Source organism: Blattabacterium cuenoti, assembly GCF_014252355.1.
GTDB lineage: Bacteria > Bacteroidota > Bacteroidia > Flavobacteriales > Blattabacteriaceae > Blattabacterium > Blattabacterium cuenoti_AD.
Map to the genome: position 1 here is coordinate 37,133 of NZ_CP059217.1, position 25,808 is coordinate 62,940.

Consider the following 25,808-nt stretch of genomic DNA (forward strand, 5'->3'; position numbering starts at 1 on the left):
TTATTTTTTAACTCATAAAATAATAATTATCATAAATATGATCAACTTTATGTTAAAAAATGTATATAAAATTATACTATTTTTTTTATTTATCACTAATAATGTTTTATATTCAAATAATCACAATAATAATCAAATTTATTTAAATACTATATCACAAAATATTAATATTTCTAAAAAACATGGAGAAAATTTTAGTAAATTATTAGTACAAGATGAACAAGGTAGAATAAAACCAATACATAGTTTAGCATTAGATTTACTAAGAAAAATACATAAAAAAAGTTATATTGGAAATATTAACGCTAATCAATGGATAATATCAATTCATCAAAATAGTCTATTTTGGACTAAAGTTCCATTTATTAAAGTCGATAAAACAGGTGGAAAACATTTTTTATATAAAGCAAAATCAAATAAAGATGGATATGTATCAATGATTGATTTATATTCTTTTAATGCAAATCAATCAAAATTAATGTTTATTTTTCAAAACGATTATGAATTAGCTTTTTCTAAAAATCCTGCCACAAGAAATAAGTATGATAAAGCAGTTATCAACTTAAGTGAAAAAATTGGAATTTTACATGAAATTTTTCAAGGAAAATATCTTCGTATTTTTCCAATAAAAAATGATAATAATAATACATGGTCAAGTTGGATTATAAATAATAATTTTTATGATAATAAAATTAATACGATTGGATTTATAATGTTTAATAATTATTTAAGATCTTTATTCAAATCACAATATAAAAATAATTGGAATTTTGCCGATAATGAAGTAAAAAAAATAAAATTATATCAAATACAATATACAAAAAAATCTATTTTACCATCGAATACAAAAATTTATATGGAAATATTATATAATAAATTAAATATATTTTATTTATTACCATTTATTTACTTATTAATTGGAATATTATTAATTATTTGTTCTTTTTATAATATTTTTTATGATAATAAATACATAAATTATTTTTATAATATTTTATCATCCATTATATTTTTATCATTTTTTTTAGAATTATTTGGATTAATTTTAAGATGGTATATTGCTGGACATCCTCCTTGGAGTAATGGATATGAATCTTCTATTTTTATTAGTTGGTGTTTGATAGCCATTGGATTATTATTTATTAAAAATAAATTTGTTATAGGAATTACTTCTTTATGTTCTTTTATTTTATTATTTATAGCAAGTGGAGATATTATGGATCCAGAGATAACACATTTAGTTCCAGTATTAAAATCACATTGGTTAATTATACATGTTGCTATAATTACATCTAGTTATGGATTTTTTTTTACAGGATCTGTGATAGGATTTTTTGTATTAATTTTAAATATAATCAAGAATTATAATAAAAATTATAAAAAAATAATAAATATTAAAATTCGTCAATTGACAATAATTAATGAAATTAGTATAACTATAGGATTATTTTTATTAACTATAGGTACATTTTTAGGTTCTATTTGGGCAAATGTCAGTTGGGGGAGGTATTGGAGTTGGGATCCAAAAGAAACTTGGGCGTTAATTAGTATTATGGTATATGCTTGTATTTTGCATTTAAGACTAATTCCATCTATAAGTAAAAATTTTATAATTTTTAATTTTTCTAGTATGTTTGCAATATTATCTATTATAATGACTTATTTTGGAGTAAATTATTATTTATCTGGATTACATTCTTATGCTAAAGGAGATTCAATATATATTCCATATTGGATATATGTATATTTATGTCTTTTATGTTGTATTTCAATATTTTCATTTTATTCCAATAAGTATAGTATTAATAATTATATTGTTAGTAAAAAAGTTAAATGATTATCGATATTATTTAAATTGAAATATAAATATAAAAAAAGTACTTTATTTAGAGACGCATTTGTCCATTTTAATTTTATTAAACGTTTTTTAATATTTACTTTTGGTTGTCTCTCTTATAAGAGATATAATGGATTCAATCAATTATCTTTAAAAGGAACAGAATACATACAAAATCTTCCAAAGAACCAAGTTCTTTTTGTTTCTAATCATCAAACATATTTTGCAGATGTTTTTGCGATGTTTCATGTTTTTTGTAGTGTAAAAAATGGATTTTTGAATACTATCAAAAATCCAATTTATCTATTAAATCCAATAATGAATTTATATTTTGTTGCAGCAAAAAAAACTATGAATCATGGAATTTTAACTAAATTATTTAATTATTCAGGAGGAATTACAGTTAATAGATCATGGATTACTGAAAATAATAAAAAACAATATATTGATTTATCAGAAATTTATCGTATGGGAATAGCATTAAATGATGGATGGTTAATTACTTTTCCACAAGGAACGACTAAAGCATGTGCTCCTGTTAGAAGAGGAATAGTTCATGTAATAAAAAAATATAATCCTATAGTAGTTCCTATTGTAATAGATGGATTTTATATAAAGCTTATGATAAAAAAGGAATTAAAATTAAACAAAAAGGAATTGTACAAAAAATGATTTTTAACCAACCTATTCAATTAGATTTAAAAAATGATACAACAAAAAATATTATGGAAAAAATTATGGATGCAATTGAACAATCTCCTAAATATAATAATAAAAATTATTAATAATGCAATATCAAAAAGTAAAAAATACTTTTTTAAATTTCTTTAAAAAAAAAGATCATAAAATATTACCATCTTTTCCTATTTATTTAGATGATGATCCAAGTTTACTGTTTATTAATTCTGGCATGAATCCATTTAAAGATATTTTTTTAGGGAAAAAGAATCCTACGTATCATAGAATCGCAAATATTCAAAAATGTCTTAGAATTACTGGAAAACATAATGATTTAAAAAATGTAGGATATGATAATTATCATCATACTATGTTTGAAATGTTAGGTAATTGGTCTTTTGGAGATTATTCGAGAAAAGAAACTATAGAATGGGCAATAGAATTATTAACAAAAGAATATAAAATATCTCAAGACAATATTTATGTTACTATTTTTATTGGAAATGATCAAGATAAATTATCCAAAGATACAGAATCTTTAGATCTTTGGAAAGATTGGATTAATAATGATCATATTTTATTTTTTGGAAAAAATGAAAATTTTTGGGAAATGGGCGATATAGGCCCTTGTGGCCCTTCATCTGAAATACATATAGATCTTAGAAGTAAAAATGAAAAAACTAAATTATCTGGCAAATATTTAATTAATAAAGGTCATCCTAAAGTAATAGAAATTTGGAATCTTGTGTTTATAGAATTTTTTAGACAAGCAAATGGACAATTAAAATATTTATCGAAAAAACATGTAGATACTGGAATGGGATTAGAAAGATTATGTATGGTATTACAAGGAGTAAATTCTAGTTATGAAACTGATATTTTTCTTCCAATCATTAATAAAATTAAAAATTTTTTAGGTAACAAATATGAAAATAAATATCAACAAAATATTTCAATAAATATTATAGCAGATCATTTAAGATCTATAATATTTGCTATATCAGATGGACAACGTCCATCTAATAATCATGCTGGATATATACTTAGAAAAATATTAAGAAGATCTATAATTTATGCTTTTCGTTTTTTTAATAAAAAACATCCATTTCTTTATAAAATTATAGATTTTTTTATAGAAGAAATGCATAAATTCTTTCCTGAATTAAAAAACAAAAAAGAATATATTCAATCTATTGTAGAAGAAGAAGAAATTTCTTTTTTTAAAGTAATTAACAAAGGATATGATAGAATTCAACATATTATATCACTAACTAAAAAACAAAATCAACAAATTATTGATGGTAATAGAATATTTAAATTATATGATACTTATGGATTTCCAATTGAATTATCAAAAACAATTGCAAAACAAAATAATCTGTTAATAGATGAATTTGTTTTTAACAAAGAATTATCAAAACAAAAACAACAATCCAATATAAATAGAATATCAATAATAAAATCTGAATGGATTTATAATAACAAATTTATAGAACAAAACAATAATGTCAATTTTATAGGATATGATATTTTATCATGTAAAATTGTTATTATTAAATATAGAAAAGTATATCAAAAATTAGAAAATAAATTTTCTTATGAACTAGTATTTTCTCAAACTCCTTTTTATCCTGAAAGTGGTGGTCAAATTGGAGATACTGGATATATTAAAAATAATAAAGAACAAATTAAAATTGAAGATACTAAAAAAGAAGGTGTTGATATTATACATATTATAAAACAATTACCTAACAATATATATGATGATTTTGTAGTAGAAGTAGATAAAATAAAAAGAAAACAAATTGAAATAAATCATACTGCTACACATTTATTATATTTTTCGTTGAAAACAATTTTAGGAAAAAATATTATACAAAAAGGTTCTTATATAGGAAATGATTATTTACGTTTTGATTTTTCTTATCATAAACAAATTTCTTTACAACAATTAAATGAAATAGAAAATTTAGTTCAAGAATATATTTTCAATAATTTATCTTTATTAGAACAAAGATTTTCTTCTTATGAAGAAGCCAAAAAATTTGGATATATTGGAAATTTTAATATAAAATATAAACATCAAATTAGAGTAATTACATTTGGAGATTCATCGGAATTATGTATTGGAACACATATAAAATATACAAAAGATATTAAGCTATTTCAAATTATATCTGAATCTTCTATTGCTTATGGAATAAGAAGAATCACAGCTATTACGTCAAATAACGCTATTAAATATCTTAAAAAAATTAATTTTCAATATAAATGTTTAAAAGAATTAATGAATGGAATAGAACCATCCGTAAAGACTTTTAGTGATTTAATGAACAAAAATAAACAATTAATAAAAAAAATATATACTATAAATATTCATAGAATTGAATATTTAAAAAAAGAATATCTTATTAAAGCTAAAATTAGATCTAATATAACTTATATAGATGATATATATTGTAATAATAGAAATCATTTAGATTTAGAATTACTTAAAAAAATAGGGTTAAGTTTACGATTACAAATTAATAATTTATTTATGATTGTAGGTTTTATAAAAGATAATAAACCAATTCTATTTATTTCTATATCAGATTTACTTATTAAAAATCAAAATATGAATGCATATAAAATTATGAAACATTTTTCTAATTATATTGTTGGAACATATTGGGGTAAATCTTTTTTCTCTATATCAATTGGAAAAAACAAAAATGGATTAACTATAATTTCAAAAGAAATCAATGATTATATTAATAGACGATTTTAATAGATTTTTAATTTGTTTAAATTTGATAAAGATTTTTAAAATAAAATATTTTTATGAATGATAGATATTCTTTCTTAAATTCAATTCATATTAAAGATTTGGAATTACTCTATCAAAAATACAAAGTTAATCCTGATTCAATAGAACCTAGTTGGTCTGCTTTTTTTTATGGATTTGATTTAGGAAATGAAAAACATTTTGTAAAAAAATTTTTTAATTATAAAGAATTTTTAGTTTATAATTTAATTCAAGCTTATAAAATACAAGGTCATTTATTTAGTAAAATAAATCCTATTAAAAAAAGAAATTGTTCATATAATACATCTAATACATCTTTAAATTTAAAAAATTTTGGATTATCAGATAAAGAATTAGATTTAAATTTTGAATCTGGAATATTTATAGGACTTGGAAAAACATCATTAAGAAATATAATTAATTTTTTAAAAAAAAAATATTGTAATTCTATTGGAATTGAATATATGTATATTAATGATATAAAAAAAAGAGAATGGATAGAAAAATGGTTATATAATAATATTGAATTTTCATCACATAAAAAAATTTTTTTTTTAAAAAAATTAAACGAAGCTATTGCATTTGAACATTTTATACACAATAAATTTATTGGACAAAAAAGATTTTCTATAGAAGGAAATGAATCTACATTACCTGCATTAGAAGAAATGATTGAATATGCTTCAACACAATATAATACAGAAGAATTTATTGTTGGAATGTCTCACAGAGGTAGATTAAATTTTCTTGCTAATTGTTTAAAAAAAAATTATTCATATATATTTAATGAATTTTATGGAAAAGAGTATAAAGATGTATTATTATCTGGAGATGTCAAATATCATTTAGGATTTACTAAAATAAAAAAAAATTCTATTGGAAATAAAATTAAAATTAGTTTATTACCCAATTCATCTCATTTAGAATCTGTTGATGCTATTGTAGAAGGTTTAACAAGATCAAAATTAGATCATATTTATAAAAAAAATAAAAATCAAATTATACCAATCTTAATTCATGGAGATGCTGCTATATCAGGTCAAGGAATAGTTTACGAAGTGATTCAATTTTCAAAATTAAACGGATATCATACTGGAGGAACTATTCATATAATTATTAATAATCAAATTGGATTTACAACGAATGAAATGGAAGGAAGATCTAGTATTTATTGTACAGATATTGCAAAAATTGTTATGTCTCCAGTTTTACATATTAATGCAGATGATATTGAATCTGTTATAAAATCTATTTATTTTGCTATAGATTTTAGAATGCGTTATAATGAAGATGTTTTTATAGATTTAATAGGGTATAGAAAATATGGGCATAATGAAGGAGATGATCCACGGTATACTCAACCTATGTTGTATAAATTAATTGATAAACATAAAAATGTTTATGAATCATATAAAGAAGAATTAGAAAAAGACAAAATTATTAATAATAATGATATTAAAATGATAGAAACAAAATATCAAACAATTCTTCATAATGAATATGCAAAATCTCAACATATTAAATGGAATATTTTAAATTCTTTTTTAGAAGAAGAATGGCAACACTTTCCATTAATTGTTGATACAAAAGAAATGTTTAAAAATATCAATACTAAATATTCTTTACAGAAATTAATTAATATTGCTAAATGTATTTTTACTCTTCCAAAGGATAAACATTTTTTTAAAAAAACAATTTCTATTTTTAATAATAGATTAAGTTTAATTTTAACTAAAAAATTAGTTGATTGGAGTAGTGCAGAATTACTTGCATATGGTACTTTATTAGATGAAGGCATTTCTATTCGATTATCAGGGGAAGATGTAGCTAGAGGAACATTCTCTCAACGACATATTATCGTTAAAACAGAAAATGAAGAACAAATTATTCTTTTAAATAAAATTCATAGAGGACAAAAACTAATTGAAGTTTATAATTCACCACTTTCAGAATATGGTGTTTTAGGATTTGATTATGGATATTCTTTATTATCTCCTTATATTTTAACGATATGGGAAGCTCAATTTGGGGATTTTGGAAATGGAGCCCAAATCATAATAGATCAATATATTGCTTCTGGAGAAAGTAAATGGAAAATTTGTAATGGTATAGTTTTATTATTACCTCATGGATATGAAGGCCAAGGTCCAGAACATTCTTCTGCTCGTATTGAAAGATATTTACAATTATGTGCAAATAATAATTTATTTCTAGCCAATTGTACTACTCCAGCAAATTATTATCATTTATTAAGAAGACAAATGAAATTAAATTTTAGAAAACCACTATTAATTTTTACACCAAAAAGTTTATTACGGCATCCAAAATGTTTTTCCAGATTAGAAGATTTATCTAATGGAAAATTTAAGGAAATTATCGAAGATTCTTCATGTATCAATGAGAAAAAAATAAAAAAATTAATATTTTGTTCTGGTAAAATATATTATGATTTATTAAAAATAAAAGAATCTATTAAAGACATAGAAACTATTTTAATACGTATAGAACAAATTTATCCATTAAAAGAAAAAACTATTCATAATTTGCTTAATAAATATAAAAATAGAAAACATACTATATGGGTTCAAGAAGAACCGGAAAACATGGGAGTATGGAATTTTTTTCTTAGACAATTTGGAAAAGATATCCCATTTAGATTAATTGCTCCATCGGAAAGTTCTAGTCCATCTACTGGTTCTTTAAAAAATTTTTTAAAAATTTACAATCATATATTAAAAAAGGCTTTTTTATAAACTAATCATAATATGATACTAAAAGTCAAAGTTCCTTCTCCTGGAGAATCCATCAATGAAGTAGAAATTTCTTCATGGACTGTAAAAAATGGAGAATTTGTATCTCAAAATCAAATAATAGCAGAATTAGATTCTGATAAAGCTACTTTAGAAATTACTGCCGAACAAAGTGGAATAATTACTATTTTAGTTGAACAAGGAAAAACAATACCAGTTGGTACAATTATTTGTAACATAGATACTTCAAAAACAATAAAATCCGATAATAAAATATTAAATAAACATCAAATAGTACAAAAAAATGTAGTACAAAAAAATATTGCAAACTGGCCTTCTCCATCTGCTCAAAAAATAATTAACGAACATAATCTAATTATTAATAATATTAAAGGAACTGGAAAAAATGGAAGAATTACAAAAACAGATTGTATTAATTCTATAAAAAATCAATCATTAAATAGATCATCAACAATAACACCTCTTTCTTCACTGAGAAAAAAAGTATCTGAGCGTTTAGTATCTGTTAAAAATCAAACTGCAATGTTAACGACTTTTAATGAAGTAGATATGACTGAAATTATATTAATAAGAAATCAATATAATTCTATTTTTCAAGAAAAACATGGAATTAAATTAGGATTTATGTCATTTTTTACACTTGCCTCTATTAGAGGATTACGTCTATTTCCTGACGTTAATGCAATGATTAGTATAGAAGAAAAAATCAATTTTAATTATTTTGATATTAGTATTGCTATATCTGGACCTAAAGGACTTATGGTCCCAGTTATTCGAAATGCAGAAAATTTATCATTTGTAGGAATAGAAAAAGAAATTATTAATTTAGCTACACGTGTCAAAAATGGTAAAATATCAATAAATGAAATGAAAGGAGGCAATTTTACTATTACTAATGGAGGGATTTTTGGATCAATGTTATCCACTCCAATTATTAATCCACCACAAAGTGCTATTTTAGGAATGCATAAAATTATGAATAGACCTATTGTAATTCAAAAATCTATAAAAATACGTCCTATGATGTATTTAGCATTATCCTATGATCATAGAATTATTGATGGAAAAGAATCAGTAGGGTTTCTTTGTACTATTAAAGAAACTTTAGAAAATCCTATACAATTTTTAATGGGAGGAAATTCATTAAATATTCCAAAAATATTGGAATTATAAATAATAAATTTTATTTTCTAAAATAAGGGTTAGTTTTATTAATATTATGTGATTGTTTCAATTTAGTTTTTATAAATTTAATTTGATTATGTAATATTCCATATATATCTATTTTTTCTGCTTCTAATAATAATAATTTGGCTTTTTGATTATTTCCCTTTGAAATAGATGCTATAGCTAAATTTAATTTTGCAATAGCTATATTATGTTTGAATCTCAGTCCCATATCTAATGATTTTTGCATATATTTTTCAGATTTATAAATATCTGATTCAGAATATAATATACCATAAAGAAAATAATAATAAGGGATTTGATATTTAATTAATTGTTTTTCTGGATTTGTTATATATTTTAAATATTTTTTCATTCCTAGTATATTTTTTTTTTGAATTTTAAAAAAAGCCATTAATAAAAATTCATTTTTAAAAATAAAAAACATAATTATTAAACTTATTAATAATAAAATGATTCCATACCATTTTTTTTGTATATAAAAACAATAAATAGATATTAAAAAAAATATTAACAAATAAATTATTTTTGTAGATATTTTCATTTATATATATTATTTTGTTTTATCCAAGAAATAAGATCTTTATGATTAGAATCACTTAGCCAATGTCCAGATTCATATTCTTTATACAAAAATGAATCTATTAAATATTCTTTTTTAAGAATATCCAATCCTTTTTTTACCCATTTAATAGGAATAATATCATCATATTTTCCATGAGAAATAAACATAGATAATTCGCTATAAAGTTGTTTATTTGTTGGGTTTTTTAATGAAAAAATATTATTTTCAAAATATCCACTAAGTGCCATTACCCTTTTCACTTTATAAGGATTTTTAATAGCAATGGCATAACTAATAATAGCTCCTTGACTAAAACCACATATCCATACTTTATTATTATTTAATTTATATTTTTTAATGGCTTCATCTATAAAAATATTTATTTTATTAATAGTTTCTGACGCTTGAAGTAATGAATAATTTTTGATTTGAAGTTTTTGTGTTGTAAAATTTTTTTTAAAATCAATATTATACCAAGAATATTGATTAGGTCCTATAGTATAAATGCCTTGTATACTAACAATAAAAAAATGATTTGGTAATTGTTTAATAATAGAATTAAAAATATCATTTTCATTACTACCATATCCATGTATCATTAAAAATAACGGAGGCTCAATATTATTATTAATTGGTTTTCTAATAATATGTTTGATCGAAAGTTCATGTAAAAGCATATTTATATTAATTTAATAAATAAATAATCCATTTTTTTATAATATTTTATCAGCTACTTCGGATAAATGTAAATTATGTGTTACAATCAAAAAAAATTTTGAAATTTATCTCGTAAAGAACAAAATAAATTATGTTATTTTGTACATATTATGAATATAAATATTCATAAATACCATAAATACAATGAATGTTTTTTTCATTAATATTTAAATTAGATTATATCTAATATACATACTATATTTTCTTTTTTTACATTATATGACAAGTAATTTATTTTAAAAAAAATTATTCTGTTACAAAAGTGTTATATAGTTTTATATATTTTTTTTACTAAAATCATTTATAAAAAAAAACTAGTAAATTTAACTTGAAATTACTTTAAAACAATTTATTTTTAATGAATTTATATGAATTCCAAGGACGAGATATTTTAACATCATTTTCAATTTCTGTTCCTTATGGGCTCATTGTCGATACAACAGAACAAGCAGTAAATGCTGCAAAGATTATTTTCAAAAAAACCAACACAAAATCCATTGTAATAAAAGCTCAAATATTAGCTGGAGGTAGAGGTAAAAGTGGAGGAATATTAATAGCAAAATCATTGGAAGATGTATATAATAAATCTAATTCTTTATTAGGTAAATATCTTATAACATCTCAAACTTCACAAAAAGGTGAATTAGTAAAAAAACTTCTTATTACTGAAAATATATACAACAATAATGATATATTAAATATTCATAATACTACACTTAAAGAATATTACATAGCAATATCTTTTAATAGAGATATTGAAAAAAATATAATTTTATATTCTAAAAAAGGTGGAATAAATATTGAAACAAATTATAAAAATCAAATACTTCAAGAAGTAATAGATCCAGGATTAGGATTATTAGAATTTCAATATAGAACAATAGAATTTCACTTAGGCATAACAAATTTGAAATATTTTGTATATAATCTTTATAAAGCATATTTATTATATAATGCTATTTTATTAGAAATTAATCCATTAATTTATAATAATCATAAAATTATTGCATTAGATTCTAAAATAACATTAGATAATAATGCTTTATTTCGTATAAACAAATTTTTTATAACATATAAAAAAGAAGAAAAATTGGAAAAAAATAATAATATTAATTTTATTAAACTTGAAGGAAATGTAGGATGTATGGTAAATGGAGCTGGGTTAGCAATGGCTACAATGGATATGATCAAATCTTGTGGAGGAAGTCCATCAAATTTTTTAGATATAGGTGGAGATGCAAATCAAAAAAAAGTTGAACAAGCATTTAATTTAATTTTAAAAGATACTTCAGTAAAAGTAATTTTAATAAATATTTTTGGAGGAATTGTTAGATGTGATGATGTTGTACACGGAATTATAAATGCATATAATAAATATATTCAAAAAAATAACAAATATCTAAAAATAGTATTTCGTTTACAAGGAACAAATGCAAAAATAGCAAAACAAATACTATATAATAATCAATTGCCTATTTTTTATACTTCTACTTTAAAAGAAGCATCTAATAAAATTCAAGAAATATTATCAAGTTAACTTATTTATTATATGATGATTAAAAAAGTTTGTTCTTATATTGGATTAACTACAAAATATGAACCAAACACATGGGAAGAAGTTATTGGACAAAAAGAAATTATATATATTTTAAAAAATGCTATAAAAAAATGTTTTTTATCAAAAATGTTATTATTTGTTGGGATAAAAGGAATTGGAAAAAGTACATGTGCAAGAATTTTAGTGCAAGAATTATCCTCATCAAATATTGTTCATAAATTTGAATTAAATGGTACATTAACATACTCTATTAATTATTTAAATTCAATAATTCATAAAATATATCATAATGTAAAAGAAGAAAAATTTTTGATAATACAAAATATTAATGATGTTTCTACCAATTTTATTGATATTATATTTCCAATGTTTCATAAAATTCCATTAAACATGTTATTAATTATTTGCGCAAATAAAATAAATAAAATTGTAGAATATATTATGTCATCATTATCTTGTCAAATATATGAATTTAGTCCAATTTCTTTAAAAGAAAATTTTAACCATTTAAAAAATATTTCTAATAAAGAATCTATTAATATAGATAATGAAACTTTATTATATATTTCTAAATATGGAAATGGATCTTTAATGAATTCTATGAATAAACTAGATCAATTATTATATTTTAATACTTTTTTAAATAAAACAATAACTAAAAAATTAGTGTTAAAAAAATTAGGAATATTAGATCCCATTTGTTATTTTAAAATAGTTGATTATTTATTAAATAATAATATTTATGATGTATTAATATTATTAGATAATATTGTCAAAATGAATATTAGCAGTCTATTATTTATACAAGGGTTCATTAAACATTTGAGAATGTTATTGATATCTAAATTTTATTATTTAAATTTGAGTGTTCAAGAAAAAAATAATATTAAATCTTATATTCAACAATCAAAAAAAATATCTTCATTATGTATAATAGATAGTTTAAAAATTTTTTGTAAAATAGAACATAAATTGTATTGTTTAATGAGCCAAAATATATTATATGATAATAAAAATTATTATAAATTAATTGAAACCTATATTTTATCATTATTTATGAAATATTTTATAAAAAATAAATCTTATTGTAATAATCAATATAAAATTCAAAATACAAATTTACACGATACTAAATTTTTTAGATATTTTTTAGAACAAAATTGGAAATATTTTATAGAAAAAAATTCAAAAAAAATTAATCCTTATTATTTTAATATATTAAAAAATGAAATACAATTTTATATATTAAATAATAAAATTTTTTTAATAAAACCTTCTATTATAAAAGATAAAGATTTATTAGTAATACATAAATCTTTTTTAGAAAAATTACAAAAACAATGTAATAATCAAAATTTTGAATTTGAAATTTTAACTAAACAATTAGACAATTTTTCAGTTGAAGAATATAATCTTTTATCTAAAAAAAATGAAAATATGAATCAATTAATAGATAGGTTTAAGTTAAAACTTAAATCTCCTTCTTCTATCCCTCCACCAATTACTTCTAATTCTATAGAAACTAAAATTAAAGATAATTATTAACATTTTAATTATTTACTATATCATATTTTGAAAAATAAAAATATATTTTGTTATTATAATGATGAAGATATAAATGATGAAAATACAACATTCGGGATAACAGAATCTAAACAAGGAATATCAGAATTGAATTATTATGTAAATATCAATGCAATGACAAATAACACTCCAGTATTAGATAATTTTGGAAAAGATCTAAATGTTATTGCATTGGAAGGAAAATTAGATCCTATAATTGGTAGAGAACATGAATTAGAAAGAATTGCGCAAATATTAAGTAGAAGAAAAAAAAATAATCCATTATTAATAGGAGAACCTGGAGTTGGAAAAACAGCAATAGCTGAAGGATTAGCTTTAAAAATTGTTCAAAAAAAAATATCTAGAGTTTTATATAATAAACGAATTGTGCTACTTGATATAGCTAGTATAGTTGCTGGAACAAAATATAGAGGACAATTTGAAGAAAGAATGAAAGCAATCATTTCTGAATCAGAACAAAATAAAAATTTAATTTTGTTTATAGATGAAATACATACTATAATAGGAGCAGGAGGAACTACTGGATCTTTAGATGCGTCTAATATATTAAAACCAGCTTTAACTACAGGAAATATACAATGTATAGGTACTACAACTTTAAATGAATATAGACAATATATAGAAAAAGATGGTGCATTAGAAAGACGATTTCAAAAAATTATAGTTCAACCATCAACAGAACAAGAAACTATTGAAATATTAAAAAAAATTAAAGACAAATATGAAGGATATCATAATGTAATTTATACAGAATCAGCTATTAATGCTTGTGTCAAGTTAACATCTAGGTATATTATTGATCGTTATTTCCCAGATAAAGCAATTGATGCATTAGATGAAGCAGGTGCTAATGTCCATATGAAAAATATAAAAGTTCCAAAAAAAATCATTGATTTAGAAAAAATACTTTATAATATACAAAAAGAAAAACATCAAGCAGTTAAAAATCAAAAATATGAAGAAGCAGCTAATATAAGAGATAAAGAAAAAGAACTTAAAGAACAATTAATTAAAGATCAAATATTATGGAGACAAATTATTAAAAAAAATAAAGATATAGTATCTGAAATAGATGTAAAACAAGTAGTATCTATGATGAGTGGGGTTCCTATTAATAAAATAAATAAATATGAAATGAAAAAATTAAATATTTTAATATCTTTATTAAAAACTAAAGTAATAGGACAAGATCATGCAATAGAAAAAATAGTTAATTCTATACGAATCAATAAATCTGGATTAAAAGATCCTAATTCTCCAATAGGATCTTTTATTTTTTTAGGACAAACTGGAGTAGGAAAAACCTATTTAGCCAAAGAATTTACTAAAGAAATATTTGGATCAGAAGAATTTTTGATACGTATTGATATGAGTGAATATATGGAAAAATTTTCTATGTCTAAATTAATAGGATCACCACCAGGATATATTGGTTATGAAGAAGGAGGCCAATTAACAGAAATACTACGTCGTAGGCCGTATAGTGTAATTTTATTCGATGAAATTGAAAAAGCTCATCATGATATTTTTAATATTTTATTACAAATTTTAGATTATGGATATCTCACAGATAGTTTAGGTAAAAAAATCAATTTTAGAAATACTGTGATTATTTTGACTTCTAATCAAAATACAAATCAATTTAATAGAACAGAAATTGGATTTTCTAATAAAACAAAAAAATTGAATGAATCCAAATATGCATTACAAAATATGTTTTCTGCAGAATTTTTAAATAGAATAGATGATATTATTATTTTTAATCCTTTAACATATAAACATATTGCTCAAATTACATTATTAGAATTAGAAAAAATAAAATATCATTTACTTGAATTAGGATATAATTTAACGATTTCTTTAGAAACACAAAAATTTATTCAAAAAAAAGGATTTGATAAAAAATATGGTGCAAGGCCACTTAAAAGAGCTATAAATACATTTATAAAAAATCCAATTTCGGAATATATTATAAAAGGTTTAATCCAAAATGGAAATATCATTAAATTAGTAATGAATAAAAATAATAATAATATTAAAATTAATATTATTAATAAATAATTTCATTATAATTAAAAAGGTAAATCATCAAAATCATCAGATGATAACGATGGGGATATCATTTTTTTAGAATTTACTATATTATTAGAAGTAGAAGAATGAATATTTTCAATTTTCCATCCTTGAATAGAATTAAAATATTTAATTATTCCCTCTGGATTTTTCCATTCTCGTCCTCTAATATTAATAAAAACTTTAATTTTATCTTTCAATTTTATAGATTCTAACAAATCTACTTTATCTTGAATAAATTCTATTAATATATTTTGAGGATATGGTTCTTCTGTTGTAATAACAATTTCTCTTTTTCTAAATCCACTGCCAAATTTTTGTATTTCAAATAATTTTTTTATTCTGCCTATGATTTCCATGAAAAATGAATAATTTTTTATTAATGATTATTTTGATTCTCTTTGTTACGAGATTCTGATATTATATTTTTATGTTCAACTTTTTGAGTTGTGTTATATTTAATTTGATTAGATATATTAAAAGCCGTAATCATATTAGTTAACATTTCACTAGCATATCCAGGAGAATTTGGAAATAAAATTAAATTTGATTTAGAATATTCTCCTATAGATTGAAGTGTATCATAATGTTGCGTAACTACAATCAAAGCAGATGCTTCTTGAGAATTAATTCCTACATTATTTAAAACTTCCACTGATTCTAATATCCCTTTTGCTATTTCTCTTCTTTGATCAGCTGTTCCCTTTCCTTGTAATTTTTTACTTTCTGCTTCTGCTTTAGCCTTAGCTACAATTTTAATTCTTTCTGCTTCTGCCTTATATTCTGCTGCTACTTTTTCTCTTTCTGCAGTATTAATTCTATTCATAGCTTGTTTAACATGTTCATCAGGTTCTAAATCTGTTACTAATGCTTTAATAATAGCATATCCATAACCTGACATAGATTCTTTTAATTCTCTTTTTAATGCATCAGCTATATGATTTTTTCTTTCAAAAACATCATCTAAACGCATTTTAGGAACTTCAGCTCTAACTACATCAAAAATATAAGAAGTGATTTGAGCATTAGAATTATCTAATTTATAAAAAGCTTCATATACTTTACTTTTAATAACTTGAAATTGCACAGATATCTTTACTTTTATAAAAACATTATCTTTAGTTTTTGTATCCACTAAAATATCTAATTGTTGAATTTTTAATGTTAATTTTCCAGCTAAATTATCTATAACAGGCATTTTAAAATGAAAACCTGCATGTCGTATTGCATAAAATTTCCCTAATCTTTCAATAATAAATGCTGTTTCTTGATGAACAATAAAAATAAAATTAGAAAATAAAGATAATATTAAAATAATTAATAATCCATAAAATAATATTCCGTAAATACTCATAATTTATAATAATTATAACATTCCTAATTCTAAACGTGCTTCTTCACTCATAAATTCTCTACACCAAGGTGGATCAAACGTTAACATTACATTTACTTTTTTAATAGGATTTATTAATTCTATTTGATTTTTTACTTTAATCGGTAAACTATCTGCAACTGGACAATTTGTTGTAGTAAGGGTCATAATAATTTTCACTTCTTTACAATCATTAGAAATTTGAATATCATAAATAAGACCTAATTCATAAATATCAACAGAAATTTCTGGATCATAAATTTTCTTCAATGAAGAAATAATTTGTTCCTCCATCAAACTCTTATCTATATTATTCATTTTAATTTATTTCCAAATTTATCAAAAAAATAAATAGAATAACCTATTTTTTGTATTTTATTAAAAATTTTTTTAGAATTTCCAACAATTATCATTTGACCTGTTGTTGTAGAAAAAAAATTTTTACATATTTGATAAACATCATATATATTAACATTTTTGATATGATTTAAATATTTTTCATAAAATCCAACTTGTAAATTATCTTTTAATTCACTAATAAATAAATCATTTATTTTTGATGGATCTTCTAAATTTAGAATAAATTGACCACATATTTCTTCTTTTTTAATATCTAATTCTTCATTAGATATGTTATCTTTCATTTCCTTGATTGTTTTTAAAATATCTTTAATTGCTTTATCCGTCACATCATTTCTTACTTGTGTATAAATAGAAAAATATCCTATATATTTATCTGGTTTTAAAATTGAATAAATACCATAAGTATAAGCACTTTTTTCTCTAATTTTTAAAAATAACCTACTTTGTGCTCCCACACCTAAAATGCCATTTGCTAATAAAGCAGAAAAATATATAGAATCACTTTTTTTAAAAAACACAGGATGTCCAAAACAAATAAATGATTGAGTAAGTGTTGGTAAATCTACAATAGATATTTCTAATTTTTTTTGAATAAATTTTTGATTAATTTTATTTTCAATAATATGAATATGTTTTTTATTCCATTTTAATAAATATTTATGACATAATGACATAACTTGTTTCATAGAAATAGATCCAATAAAAGATATATAAGATATACTAGGACAATAATATTGATTATATAATTGTTTTAAATCTAGTAATGTAATATTTTGTATAGTTTTATATGTTTCATATTCTCCATATGGATGATTTATACCAAAATATAAAACATTTTTTACACGTTCTAAAATAGCATTAGGATCTTTTTCTGAGATATCAATATCTATTATTTTTTGTTTAATAATTTTATTAAATTCTATGATATTATCAAATTGACTATTAATAAGTATATCACTAAAAATAAAAAAAGACTCTTCAAAATATTTTTGCAGGGAAAATAAAGAAATATTTGAAAATGAAGTAAATAATTTACTTCCCATATAATCAATTTTTTGATCAATTTCTTCTTTAGAAAAATTTTTTGTTCCAGAACGAAGCATATTTCCAAATACTTTTTTAATTCCAGCTTTTTCTTTTTCTAAAAAAATAGGATAATTTAAAACAAAATGAACCCTAATAATAGGAAATTTATAATTTTCTGTTAATAAAACAGTTAATCCATTATTCATCTTAAATAATAATGGTTTTTTAATATTAGGAACAACTTGGTTAGTTAAAGGTTTAGGAGGTATTTTACGATTGATCTTGGTCATAAATAATAATGAAAAATAAATCAATTAAATTAATTAGATGTAATATTATATAAACGAACTCTATTATTTTTATTTAAATATTTATTAGATACTCTTTTAATATCTTCAAATGATATATTTTTATATTTTTCAATATAAGTATTAATTAAATTAATATTTTTATAATATAAAGAATAATGAGATAAATTTGAACCTATTCCTTCTAAAAAAGAATTATCAGAAAAAAATTTACTTTCAAAATAATTTTTTTGTTTATTTAATTCTTCTTCTGTAATTAATTGATCTTGAAATATTTCTATTTCATTATCTATTGTATTTGATAATTCATCTAATATTATCCCTCTATTTATTAATCCATATATAGTAAATATTCCATAATGTTCCATTGTTTCTATATATGAACCTGCATATGATGCAGTTTGTTTTTTATTAACAATATTTTTAACAATTCTTGAACTTTCTCCTGAACAAAGGATATTTTCTATTACTTTTAAAATGAAAATATCTTCATTATTAATTTCTGGTAATCTATATGAAAAAAACACTCCTGGTACTTGTATATTATTATCGATACATGTAAAAAAAATTTCTTTATTAATAGATTTTTCTTGAATTTGTACTTTATAAATTTTAGATTTTCCACTAGGAATAATAGAAAAATACTTATTAATTAAATCTTTTGTTTCTTCGATATTAAAATCTCCAGCTATTAATAAAATAGCATTATTAGGAACATAATACGTATTATAAAACTTTTTAAAATCGTAAAGAGTAGCTGAATTTAAATCTTTCTCAAATCCAATTATTGGATTTTTATAAGGATGTTTTTTAAATAATAATGATGGAATAATTTCTGATATAGCTTTGGCATATGGCATATTATCTATATGCATTTTTCTTTCTTCTTTTACTACTTCTCTTTGAATATTAATACTTGGTTCATCGATTTTAAGATGTAACATTCGTTCTGATTCTAACCACAAAGCTAAAGGCAATTTATTTGATGGTAGTATATCATAATAATAAGTTTCATCTTGACTAGTATATGCATTATTATATCCTCCATTAGAAGCTATATATTTAAAATATTCTCCTTTATTAATATATTTAGTTTCTTCAAACATTAAATGTTCAAAAAAATGAGCAAATCCATATTTTCCAGGCCTTTCATCTTTACTTCCAACATGATATAAAACAGAAATATATACTATAGGATTTGTTTTATCTTGATGTAAAATAATATGTAATCCATTTGATAATTTATATTCACTAAAATTAATTATATAATTATGCATTTTGAATTAAATTTCAATCCATTAAATTCAAATTTAGTTATAAATATTGAAAACTAAATACAATGATATTTTACCTTTATTTTATTTTTGTAATTAATATACAATGATGCAATGATGAAAAAAATCATATTTTTTATATTTTTTATATTTTTTATTTCAAATGCTGAAGACAAAATATTAGGTAATGCGGAAAATGGATATACTCTTTTTAACAAAAATTGTGCTTCTTGTCATGCATTAAATAAAACTATTATAGGTCCACCATTATCTGGAATTACTCATAAAAGAAGTAAAGAATGGTTACATAAATGGATTTTAGATAATAAATCTTTTAGAAAAAGTGGAAATAAAGAAGCTATAGCTATATATAAAAAATATGGCAATATAGAAATGAATTCTTTCCCTAATTTGTCAGAAGAACAAATAGATGACATTTTATTTTTTATTGAACATCCAATTCAAAATCAAAAAAAACTAACCAAAAAAGACAATAATACAAGTTCTATTGCTATGGAATTAGAACAAACTAATAAGTTTTTTAAAAAAATTATAATTTTTGGACTTAGTCTTTTATCTATTATCATTATTATAATTTTATATAGAATTAAAATATTATTTAATTTATTATATAATGATATTTTTTTTGACAAAAAAAATATTTTGTCATCTTTAAATATTTTTTTAATAAAAATATTAGGAAAAAGTATAAAAACTTGGTATTTTATTTCATCTACGCTTATATTATTATTATTATCTAGTATATATGGAATATGGTATTTTCTAATGCATATAGATATAAATAAAGGATATAAACCAGTACAACCAATTTATTTTTCTCATAAAATCCATTCTGGAATTAATAAAATTGATTGTCAATATTGTCATTCTTCAGCAAAATATGGAAAAGTTGCTGGTATTCCTTCAACAAATATATGTATGAATTGTCATAATGTTATTCAAGAATATGCAGGTGATTATATTGAAAAAGGAAAAAGTAAACAAGAATATAATCAAGAAATAAAAAAAATTTATTCTTCAATAGGATGGGATCCTAGTATAAGAAAATTTTATAAAAAATATCAACCAATTAAATGGATTAGAATTCATAATATGCCTGATTTTGTAAATTTCGATCATTCTCAACATATTATTAATGGAGAAAAAATGATTAAACAATTTAAAAAAGTAAATATAACTTGTACTGCTTGTCATGGAGAAGTAAACAATATGGATCAAATAGAAATGGCTAATGATTTTAGCATGGAATGGTGTATTTCTTGTCATAGACATATAGAAATTAATAAAAAAAATAAATATTATAATCAATATTTTAAAAATTTTATAATAAATAAAAAAATAACAGTTGACATGACTGGTGGAATAGAATGTGCTAAATGTCATTATTAATTAAAATTTAAAAATATAATTCTTGTAATGATAAATAATAAAAAGAATAAAAATACTTCTTTAGATAAAGAAGAAACTATAATAAAAAATATTCTTAATAAAAAAACTTCTAGACGTGATTTTTTAAAATGGATAGGATTTAGTACAGCATCCGCAACATTAGCTGCATGTAAAGGTCCAGTTATACAATCAATACCATATGTTGTAAAACCTGATATTATTACTCCTGGCATTCCTACATATTATGCATCTACTATGATGGATTCTTTTGATATTGGTAGTGTATTGGTAAAAACACGAGAAGGTCGTCCTATCAAAATAGAACCAAATTTTACTTCTAAATATTTTAATACAACCTCTGTTAGAATTCAATCTTCTATATTATCTTTATATGATGAAACAAGATTAAAAAATCCATTTTTAATGGGTAAACAATCTTCATGGAAAGAAATAGATGATTTTATAAAAAATAATCTGAATAAAATTTCTAAACTTAATAAAGATATAGTCATATTGTCTTCATCTTATCCTAGTTATTCTACAAAAAAATTATTTCAATCTTTTAAAAAAGTTTATCCAACTACAAAATGGATTACATATGACGCTATTTCATATTCTATAGCTTTAGATGCCTCAGAACAAATATTTGGTATTAGAGCATTTCCATTCTTTGATTTATCAGAAATAGAATTAATTATTTCTTTTGATGCAGATTTTTTATCTAATTGGAGTCCTATTAGCCTTAGTAAATTTTATGCTATTAATAGAAAACCAGGTAAACAAATGTCACAACATATTCAAATAGAAAGTAATATGACATTATCTGGAGCAAATGCAGATATTAGAATTCCAAAAAAACCATCTGATATAAAACAAATATTATTTGAAATTTATCAAAATATATTTTTTAATAAAAAAAGTACAAACAATATATCAAAAAAAATAATAGATTTAATTCAACAAAAAAAATCTAAAAGTGTTATTTTAGCAGATGGAGATAAAGAATCTTATCTACTGTCATTTTTAATTAATTATAAAATTAATAGTAAAGCTTTACAAAAAAAAAAATTTATTTTATCAAAAGAAAGTAATGATAAAAAATTTAAACAATTTATCAATGATGTAAACGAAAAAAAAGTAGGTCTTTTATTAATTCATAATACTAATCCATTTTATAGTTTTCCATTTTTTAATACAATTAAAAAAAACATTCCAATATCTATTTATTTTACAATGACAAATAATGATACTAGTCAAAATATGGATATTTTACTTCCTATTCCACATTGGTTAGAAAGTTGGGGAGATTCACATCCAATAACAGATTATTACACATTAATGCAACCTACTATACATCCTATATTTAATACTAGACAATTTCAAGATTCATTATTAATATGGAGTAACAATAAAAAATATAATAATTATTATGATTTTTTAAAAACAATTTGGAAACAATATATTATTCCAAATTCTAATGTTTCATCATTTAATGAAGCATTATTTCATGGAGTTGTTAAAAAAAAAGATAATTTTAAAATCAAAGATCCATATTATTATACATTTTATCCAAAAAATCCAACTAGAATAATTCCATCTAATTTATTCGAATTGAGATTATATATTAAAATTGGAATTGGTGATGGAACTCAATATGATAATCCATGGTTACAAGAATTTCCTGATCCTATTACTCGTACAACTTGGGAAAATTATTTAACAATTTCACCTTTTGATGCAAATCAATTAGGTATTAAAAATTGGATTACTACATCAGGAGCTATGAATGGCCATTGTGTTAATTTAATTAAAAATGGAAAAATACTTATTCATAATATACCAGCTTATATACAACCTGGACAAAGCATAGGAACTATAGGATTATCTTTTGGATATGGACAACAAATAGGTAAATTATCAACAATGTGTCAAGGAACAAATGCATATATAATCTATAAAAATTTTCATATTATTCAATTATATATACAAGTACTGAAATCAAATAAAATACATAAATTTTCTTGTGTACAAGTTCAAAATTATACAGAAGAAAGAAATATTTTAAGAAATATTGATTTAAATACATTTTTAAATCAATCAAAATATATATGGAATGAAAAAGAAAATAATATCATAAATTCTGTAGAAACAAATAATCATAAAAAAAATGGACATCATTTTCAACTTGCTATAGATTTAAATTCTTGTATTGGATGTGGATCTTGTATAATTGCATGTCATTCAGAAAATAATGTTCCTATTGTAGGAAAAGAAGAAATTAGAAAATCCAGAGATATGCATTGGATAAGAATAGATAGATATTATTCTACTTATGATAAAAAGGAAAAACAAAATTATTTATTTAATCCACATGTTTCTTTTGTACCTTTAATGTGTCAACATTGTGAAAATGCTCCTTGTGAAACAGTTTGTCCAGTTGGGGCCACTACTCATGGAAAACAAGGCCAAAATATGATGACTTATAATCGGTGTGTCGGTACTCGTTATTGTGCTAATAACTGTCCTTATAAAGTTAGAAGATTTAATTGGTTTAATTACGTAAATAATCACAATTTTAATTTTAATATGAATAATAGTTTAGGTAAAATGGTGATTAATCCTGATGTTGTAGTAAGAAGTAGAGGTGTGATGGAAAAATGTTCAATGTGTATACAAAGAACACAATATGTGATTGGAATTGCTAAAAAAGAAAATAGAAAAATAAAAGATGAAGAATTTGAAACTGCATGTAGTATTTCTTGTCCCACAAATGCTATTATTTTTGGTGATATTAATGATCCCAATAGTAAAATTTCTCAAACCATAAAAGATAATAGAAATTATAAAATTTTAGAATTTTTAGGAATTAATCCAAATGTGTCTTATAATCTGAAAGTAAGAAATTTAAAATAGATATTAGTATGTTTGATAATTATGAAAATTATAAAAAAAGGAAATCAGTATTAATTACAGGAAAAAAATCATATCAAAATATTACAAATGATACTTTGAATCCTATTATACATAAAGCTGGTAATTTATGGTGGATTTCTTTTATAATATCTTTATTATCTTTTTTATGGGGTGTAATTTGTATTTTATATACTATTGTAACAGGAATTGGAGTATGGGGTATTAATAAAACTATTAATTGGGCTTGGGATATTACAAATTTTGTTTGGTGGGTTGGGATTGGACATGCTGGTACATTAATTTCAGCAGTTTTATTATTATTTCGTCAAAAATGGAGATTATCCATTAATAGATCAGCTGAAGCAATGACGATTTTTGCGGTTATACAAGCAGGATTATTTCCAATAATTCATATGGGAAGGCCATGGAATGCATACTGGGTTATACCAATACCTAATCAATTTGGTAGTTTATGGCCTAATTTTAATTCTCCTCTTTTATGGGATGTGTTTGCAATTAGTACGTATTTTTCTGTTTCTACTGTTTTTTGGTTTATTGGATTAATTCCAGATTTTGCAATGATAAGAGATAGAATCTCTAATCCAATTCAAAAAAAAATTTATAGTATTCTTAGTTTTGGTTGGGGTGGATCATCTAGAGATTGGCAAAGATTTGAAGAAATATCTCTTGTTTTAGCTGGGTTATGCACTCCATTAGTTTTTTCAGTTCATACTATTGTTTCTTTTGATTTTTCTACATCTATTATTAAAGGATGGCATAGTACAATTTTTCCTCCTTATTTTGTTTCAGGAGCAATATTTTCTGGTTTTGCTATGGTGCAAACCTTATTAGGTGTAACTAGAAAAGTTCTTTCTTTAGAAAATTATATTACTAGAGATCATATTGAATATATGAATAAAATTATTCTTTTAACTGGTGGAATTGTATCTTTAGCTTATATATCAGAATTTATTCTTTCTTGGTATTCAAAAGATCCTTTTGAAAAATTTATTTATTTTTCTGCAAAAGCTGCTACAGGTCCTTATTGGTGGGCTTTTTGGATATTAATTTTATGTAATGTTATTATTCCACAATTATTATGGATTAAATTTATAAGAAGAAGTTTTTTTTGGTCATATATAATAGCTATTATTATTAATATTGGAATGTGGTTTGAAAGATTTGATATTATTGTTTTAAATTTAAGTCGTGATTATATTCCATCATCATGGACAGGATTTGTTCCATCTTTTATAGATGTTGGAATATTTATTGGAACAATTGGATGTTTTTTCTCTATTTATTTATTATATATACGATTTTTTCCAGTAATTTCTCAATCTGAACTAAAAACTTTAGTTTCTTGCAAAAAAAAATTATGAA

The 25,808-nt window shown here is 21.8% G+C and carries 18 protein-coding genes; 11 read left to right on the top strand and 7 right to left on the bottom strand.

All coding sequences use genetic code 11. The annotated features are described in order from the left end of the window. Positions 1-49 precede the first annotated feature (49 nt). From H0H38_RS02795 to odhB, 5 genes are all read left to right on the top strand, one after another. Positions 50-1,837, top strand: a complete 1,788-nt coding sequence (locus H0H38_RS02795) for a cytochrome c biogenesis protein (protein WP_238785405.1) — start codon at positions 50-52, stop codon at positions 1,835-1,837. An 18-nt stretch (positions 1,838-1,855) separates the two neighbouring features. After that, positions 1,856-2,509 (top strand): lysophospholipid acyltransferase family protein, encoded by a 654-nt coding sequence (locus tag H0H38_RS00190; protein ID WP_317168648.1) that lies wholly within the window; start codon positions 1,856-1,858, stop codon positions 2,507-2,509. Between the two features lie 115 nt (positions 2,510-2,624). Next, positions 2,625-5,285, top strand: coding sequence for an alanine--tRNA ligase (alaS, locus tag H0H38_RS00195; RefSeq protein ID WP_185872788.1), 2,661 nt, complete (start codon positions 2,625-2,627; stop codon positions 5,283-5,285). Between the two features lie 53 nt (positions 5,286-5,338). Beyond that, positions 5,339-8,056, top strand: a complete 2,718-nt coding sequence (locus tag H0H38_RS00200) for a 2-oxoglutarate dehydrogenase E1 component (RefSeq protein WP_185872789.1) — start codon at positions 5,339-5,341, stop codon at positions 8,054-8,056. Positions 8,057-8,068: 12 nt separating this feature from the next. Next, a complete protein-coding gene (odhB, locus tag H0H38_RS00205) occupies positions 8,069-9,247 on the top strand; it encodes a 2-oxoglutarate dehydrogenase complex dihydrolipoyllysine-residue succinyltransferase (protein ID WP_185872790.1) in 1,179 nt (392 codons plus the stop codon). Positions 9,248-9,257: 10 nt separating this feature from the next. On the opposite strand, the gene H0H38_RS00210 is transcribed toward odhB, so the two are convergent. Beyond that, positions 9,258-9,806, bottom strand: coding sequence for a hypothetical protein (locus H0H38_RS00210; RefSeq protein WP_185872791.1), 549 nt, complete (start codon positions 9,804-9,806; stop codon positions 9,258-9,260). Continuing rightward, positions 9,803-10,504 (bottom strand): alpha/beta hydrolase, encoded by a 702-nt coding sequence (locus tag H0H38_RS00215; protein ID WP_185872792.1) that lies wholly within the window; start codon positions 10,502-10,504, stop codon positions 9,803-9,805. The genes H0H38_RS00210 and H0H38_RS00215 overlap by 4 nt, the downstream gene beginning before the upstream one ends. A 398-nt stretch (positions 10,505-10,902) precedes the next feature. Here H0H38_RS00215 and sucC point away from each other — a divergent pair, with 398 nt between their 5' ends. From sucC to H0H38_RS00230, 3 genes are read left to right on the top strand one after another with little or no spacing between them, the layout of a single operon-like run. Further along, on the top strand, positions 10,903-12,081 hold the full coding sequence (gene sucC, locus H0H38_RS00220; RefSeq protein ID WP_185872793.1) for an ADP-forming succinate--CoA ligase subunit beta: 1,179 nt from the start codon (positions 10,903-10,905) through the stop codon (positions 12,079-12,081). A 15-nt stretch (positions 12,082-12,096) separates the two neighbouring features. Continuing rightward, positions 12,097-13,647 (top strand): hypothetical protein, encoded by a 1,551-nt coding sequence (locus H0H38_RS00225; protein WP_238785406.1) that lies wholly within the window; start codon positions 12,097-12,099, stop codon positions 13,645-13,647. A gap of 27 nt (positions 13,648-13,674) precedes the next feature. Continuing rightward, positions 13,675-15,747 carry an ATP-dependent Clp protease ATP-binding subunit gene (locus H0H38_RS00230; RefSeq protein ID WP_185872795.1) on the top strand — a complete coding sequence of 691 codons (2,073 nt, stop codon included), beginning with the start codon at positions 13,675-13,677 and terminating at the stop codon, positions 15,745-15,747. 11 nt (positions 15,748-15,758) lie between these two features. Here the strand turns inward: H0H38_RS00230 and H0H38_RS00235 are convergent, their stop codons facing one another. From H0H38_RS00235 to H0H38_RS00255, 5 genes are read right to left on the bottom strand one after another with little or no spacing between them, the layout of a single operon-like run. Further along, a complete protein-coding gene (locus tag H0H38_RS00235) occupies positions 15,759-16,118 on the bottom strand; it encodes a DUF3127 domain-containing protein (protein ID WP_185872796.1) in 360 nt (119 codons plus the stop codon). A gap of 20 nt (positions 16,119-16,138) precedes the next feature. Beyond that, positions 16,139-17,113 carry an SPFH domain-containing protein gene (locus H0H38_RS00240; RefSeq protein ID WP_185872797.1) on the bottom strand — a complete coding sequence of 325 codons (975 nt, stop codon included), beginning with the start codon at positions 17,111-17,113 and terminating at the stop codon, positions 16,139-16,141. A gap of 12 nt (positions 17,114-17,125) precedes the next feature. Beyond that, the gene (locus H0H38_RS00245) at positions 17,126-17,449 is read right to left on the bottom strand and encodes an iron-sulfur cluster assembly protein (RefSeq protein ID WP_185872798.1); all 324 of its coding nucleotides are present in this window, start codon (positions 17,447-17,449) and stop codon (positions 17,126-17,128) included. Next, positions 17,446-18,810 carry a M16 family metallopeptidase gene (locus H0H38_RS00250; RefSeq protein WP_185872799.1) on the bottom strand — a complete coding sequence of 455 codons (1,365 nt, stop codon included), beginning with the start codon at positions 18,808-18,810 and terminating at the stop codon, positions 17,446-17,448. The genes H0H38_RS00245 and H0H38_RS00250 overlap by 4 nt, the downstream gene beginning before the upstream one ends. Positions 18,811-18,839: 29 nt before the next feature. Beyond that, positions 18,840-20,105: a M16 family metallopeptidase gene (locus tag H0H38_RS00255; protein ID WP_185872800.1), complete on the bottom strand. Its 1,266-nt coding sequence runs from the start codon at positions 20,103-20,105 to the stop codon at positions 18,840-18,842. Positions 20,106-20,216: 111 nt separating this feature from the next. Between H0H38_RS00255 and H0H38_RS00260 the strand changes: the two genes are divergently transcribed. From H0H38_RS00260 to nrfD, 3 genes are read left to right on the top strand one after another with little or no spacing between them, the layout of a single operon-like run. Next, positions 20,217-21,512 carry a c-type cytochrome gene (locus tag H0H38_RS00260; protein WP_317168649.1) on the top strand — a complete coding sequence of 432 codons (1,296 nt, stop codon included), beginning with the start codon at positions 20,217-20,219 and terminating at the stop codon, positions 21,510-21,512. A gap of 27 nt (positions 21,513-21,539) precedes the next feature. Then, a complete protein-coding gene (locus H0H38_RS00265) occupies positions 21,540-24,425 on the top strand; it encodes a 4Fe-4S dicluster domain-containing protein (RefSeq protein WP_185872801.1) in 2,886 nt (961 codons plus the stop codon). Positions 24,426-24,433: 8 nt separating this feature from the next. Then, complete coding sequence (gene nrfD, locus H0H38_RS00270) at positions 24,434-25,807, top strand: NrfD/PsrC family molybdoenzyme membrane anchor subunit (RefSeq protein WP_185872802.1); 1,374 nt, start codon at positions 24,434-24,436, stop codon at positions 25,805-25,807. Position 25,808 lies beyond the last annotated feature (1 nt).

Excerpts from the sequence above, each read along its gene's own strand:
- H0H38_RS02795 (WP_238785405.1), top strand. The coding sequence starts at position 50 with ATGTTAAAAAATGTATATAAAATTATACTATTTTTTTTATTTATCACT.
- alaS (WP_185872788.1), top strand. The coding sequence starts at position 2,625 with ATGCAATATCAAAAAGTAAAAAATACTTTTTTAAATTTCTTTAAAAAA.
- H0H38_RS00200 (WP_185872789.1), top strand. The coding sequence starts at position 5,339 with ATGAATGATAGATATTCTTTCTTAAATTCAATTCATATTAAAGATTTG.
- odhB (WP_185872790.1), top strand. The coding sequence starts at position 8,069 with ATGATACTAAAAGTCAAAGTTCCTTCTCCTGGAGAATCCATCAATGAA.
- H0H38_RS00210 (WP_185872791.1), bottom strand. The coding sequence starts at position 9,806 with ATGAAAATATCTACAAAAATAATTTATTTGTTAATATTTTTTTTAATA.
- H0H38_RS00215 (WP_185872792.1), bottom strand. The coding sequence starts at position 10,504 with ATGCTTTTACATGAACTTTCGATCAAACATATTATTAGAAAACCAATT.
- sucC (WP_185872793.1), top strand. The coding sequence starts at position 10,903 with ATGAATTTATATGAATTCCAAGGACGAGATATTTTAACATCATTTTCA.
- H0H38_RS00225 (WP_238785406.1), top strand. The coding sequence starts at position 12,097 with ATGATTAAAAAAGTTTGTTCTTATATTGGATTAACTACAAAATATGAA.
- H0H38_RS00235 (WP_185872796.1), bottom strand. The coding sequence starts at position 16,118 with ATGGAAATCATAGGCAGAATAAAAAAATTATTTGAAATACAAAAATTT.
- H0H38_RS00240 (WP_185872797.1), bottom strand. The coding sequence starts at position 17,113 with ATGAGTATTTACGGAATATTATTTTATGGATTATTAATTATTTTAATA.
- H0H38_RS00245 (WP_185872798.1), bottom strand. The coding sequence starts at position 17,449 with ATGAATAATATAGATAAGAGTTTGATGGAGGAACAAATTATTTCTTCA.
- H0H38_RS00250 (WP_185872799.1), bottom strand. The coding sequence starts at position 18,810 with ATGACCAAGATCAATCGTAAAATACCTCCTAAACCTTTAACTAACCAA.
- H0H38_RS00255 (WP_185872800.1), bottom strand. The coding sequence starts at position 20,105 with ATGCATAATTATATAATTAATTTTAGTGAATATAAATTATCAAATGGA.
- H0H38_RS00260 (WP_317168649.1), top strand. The coding sequence starts at position 20,217 with ATGATGAAAAAAATCATATTTTTTATATTTTTTATATTTTTTATTTCA.
- H0H38_RS00265 (WP_185872801.1), top strand. The coding sequence starts at position 21,540 with ATGATAAATAATAAAAAGAATAAAAATACTTCTTTAGATAAAGAAGAA.
- nrfD (WP_185872802.1), top strand. The coding sequence starts at position 24,434 with ATGTTTGATAATTATGAAAATTATAAAAAAAGGAAATCAGTATTAATT.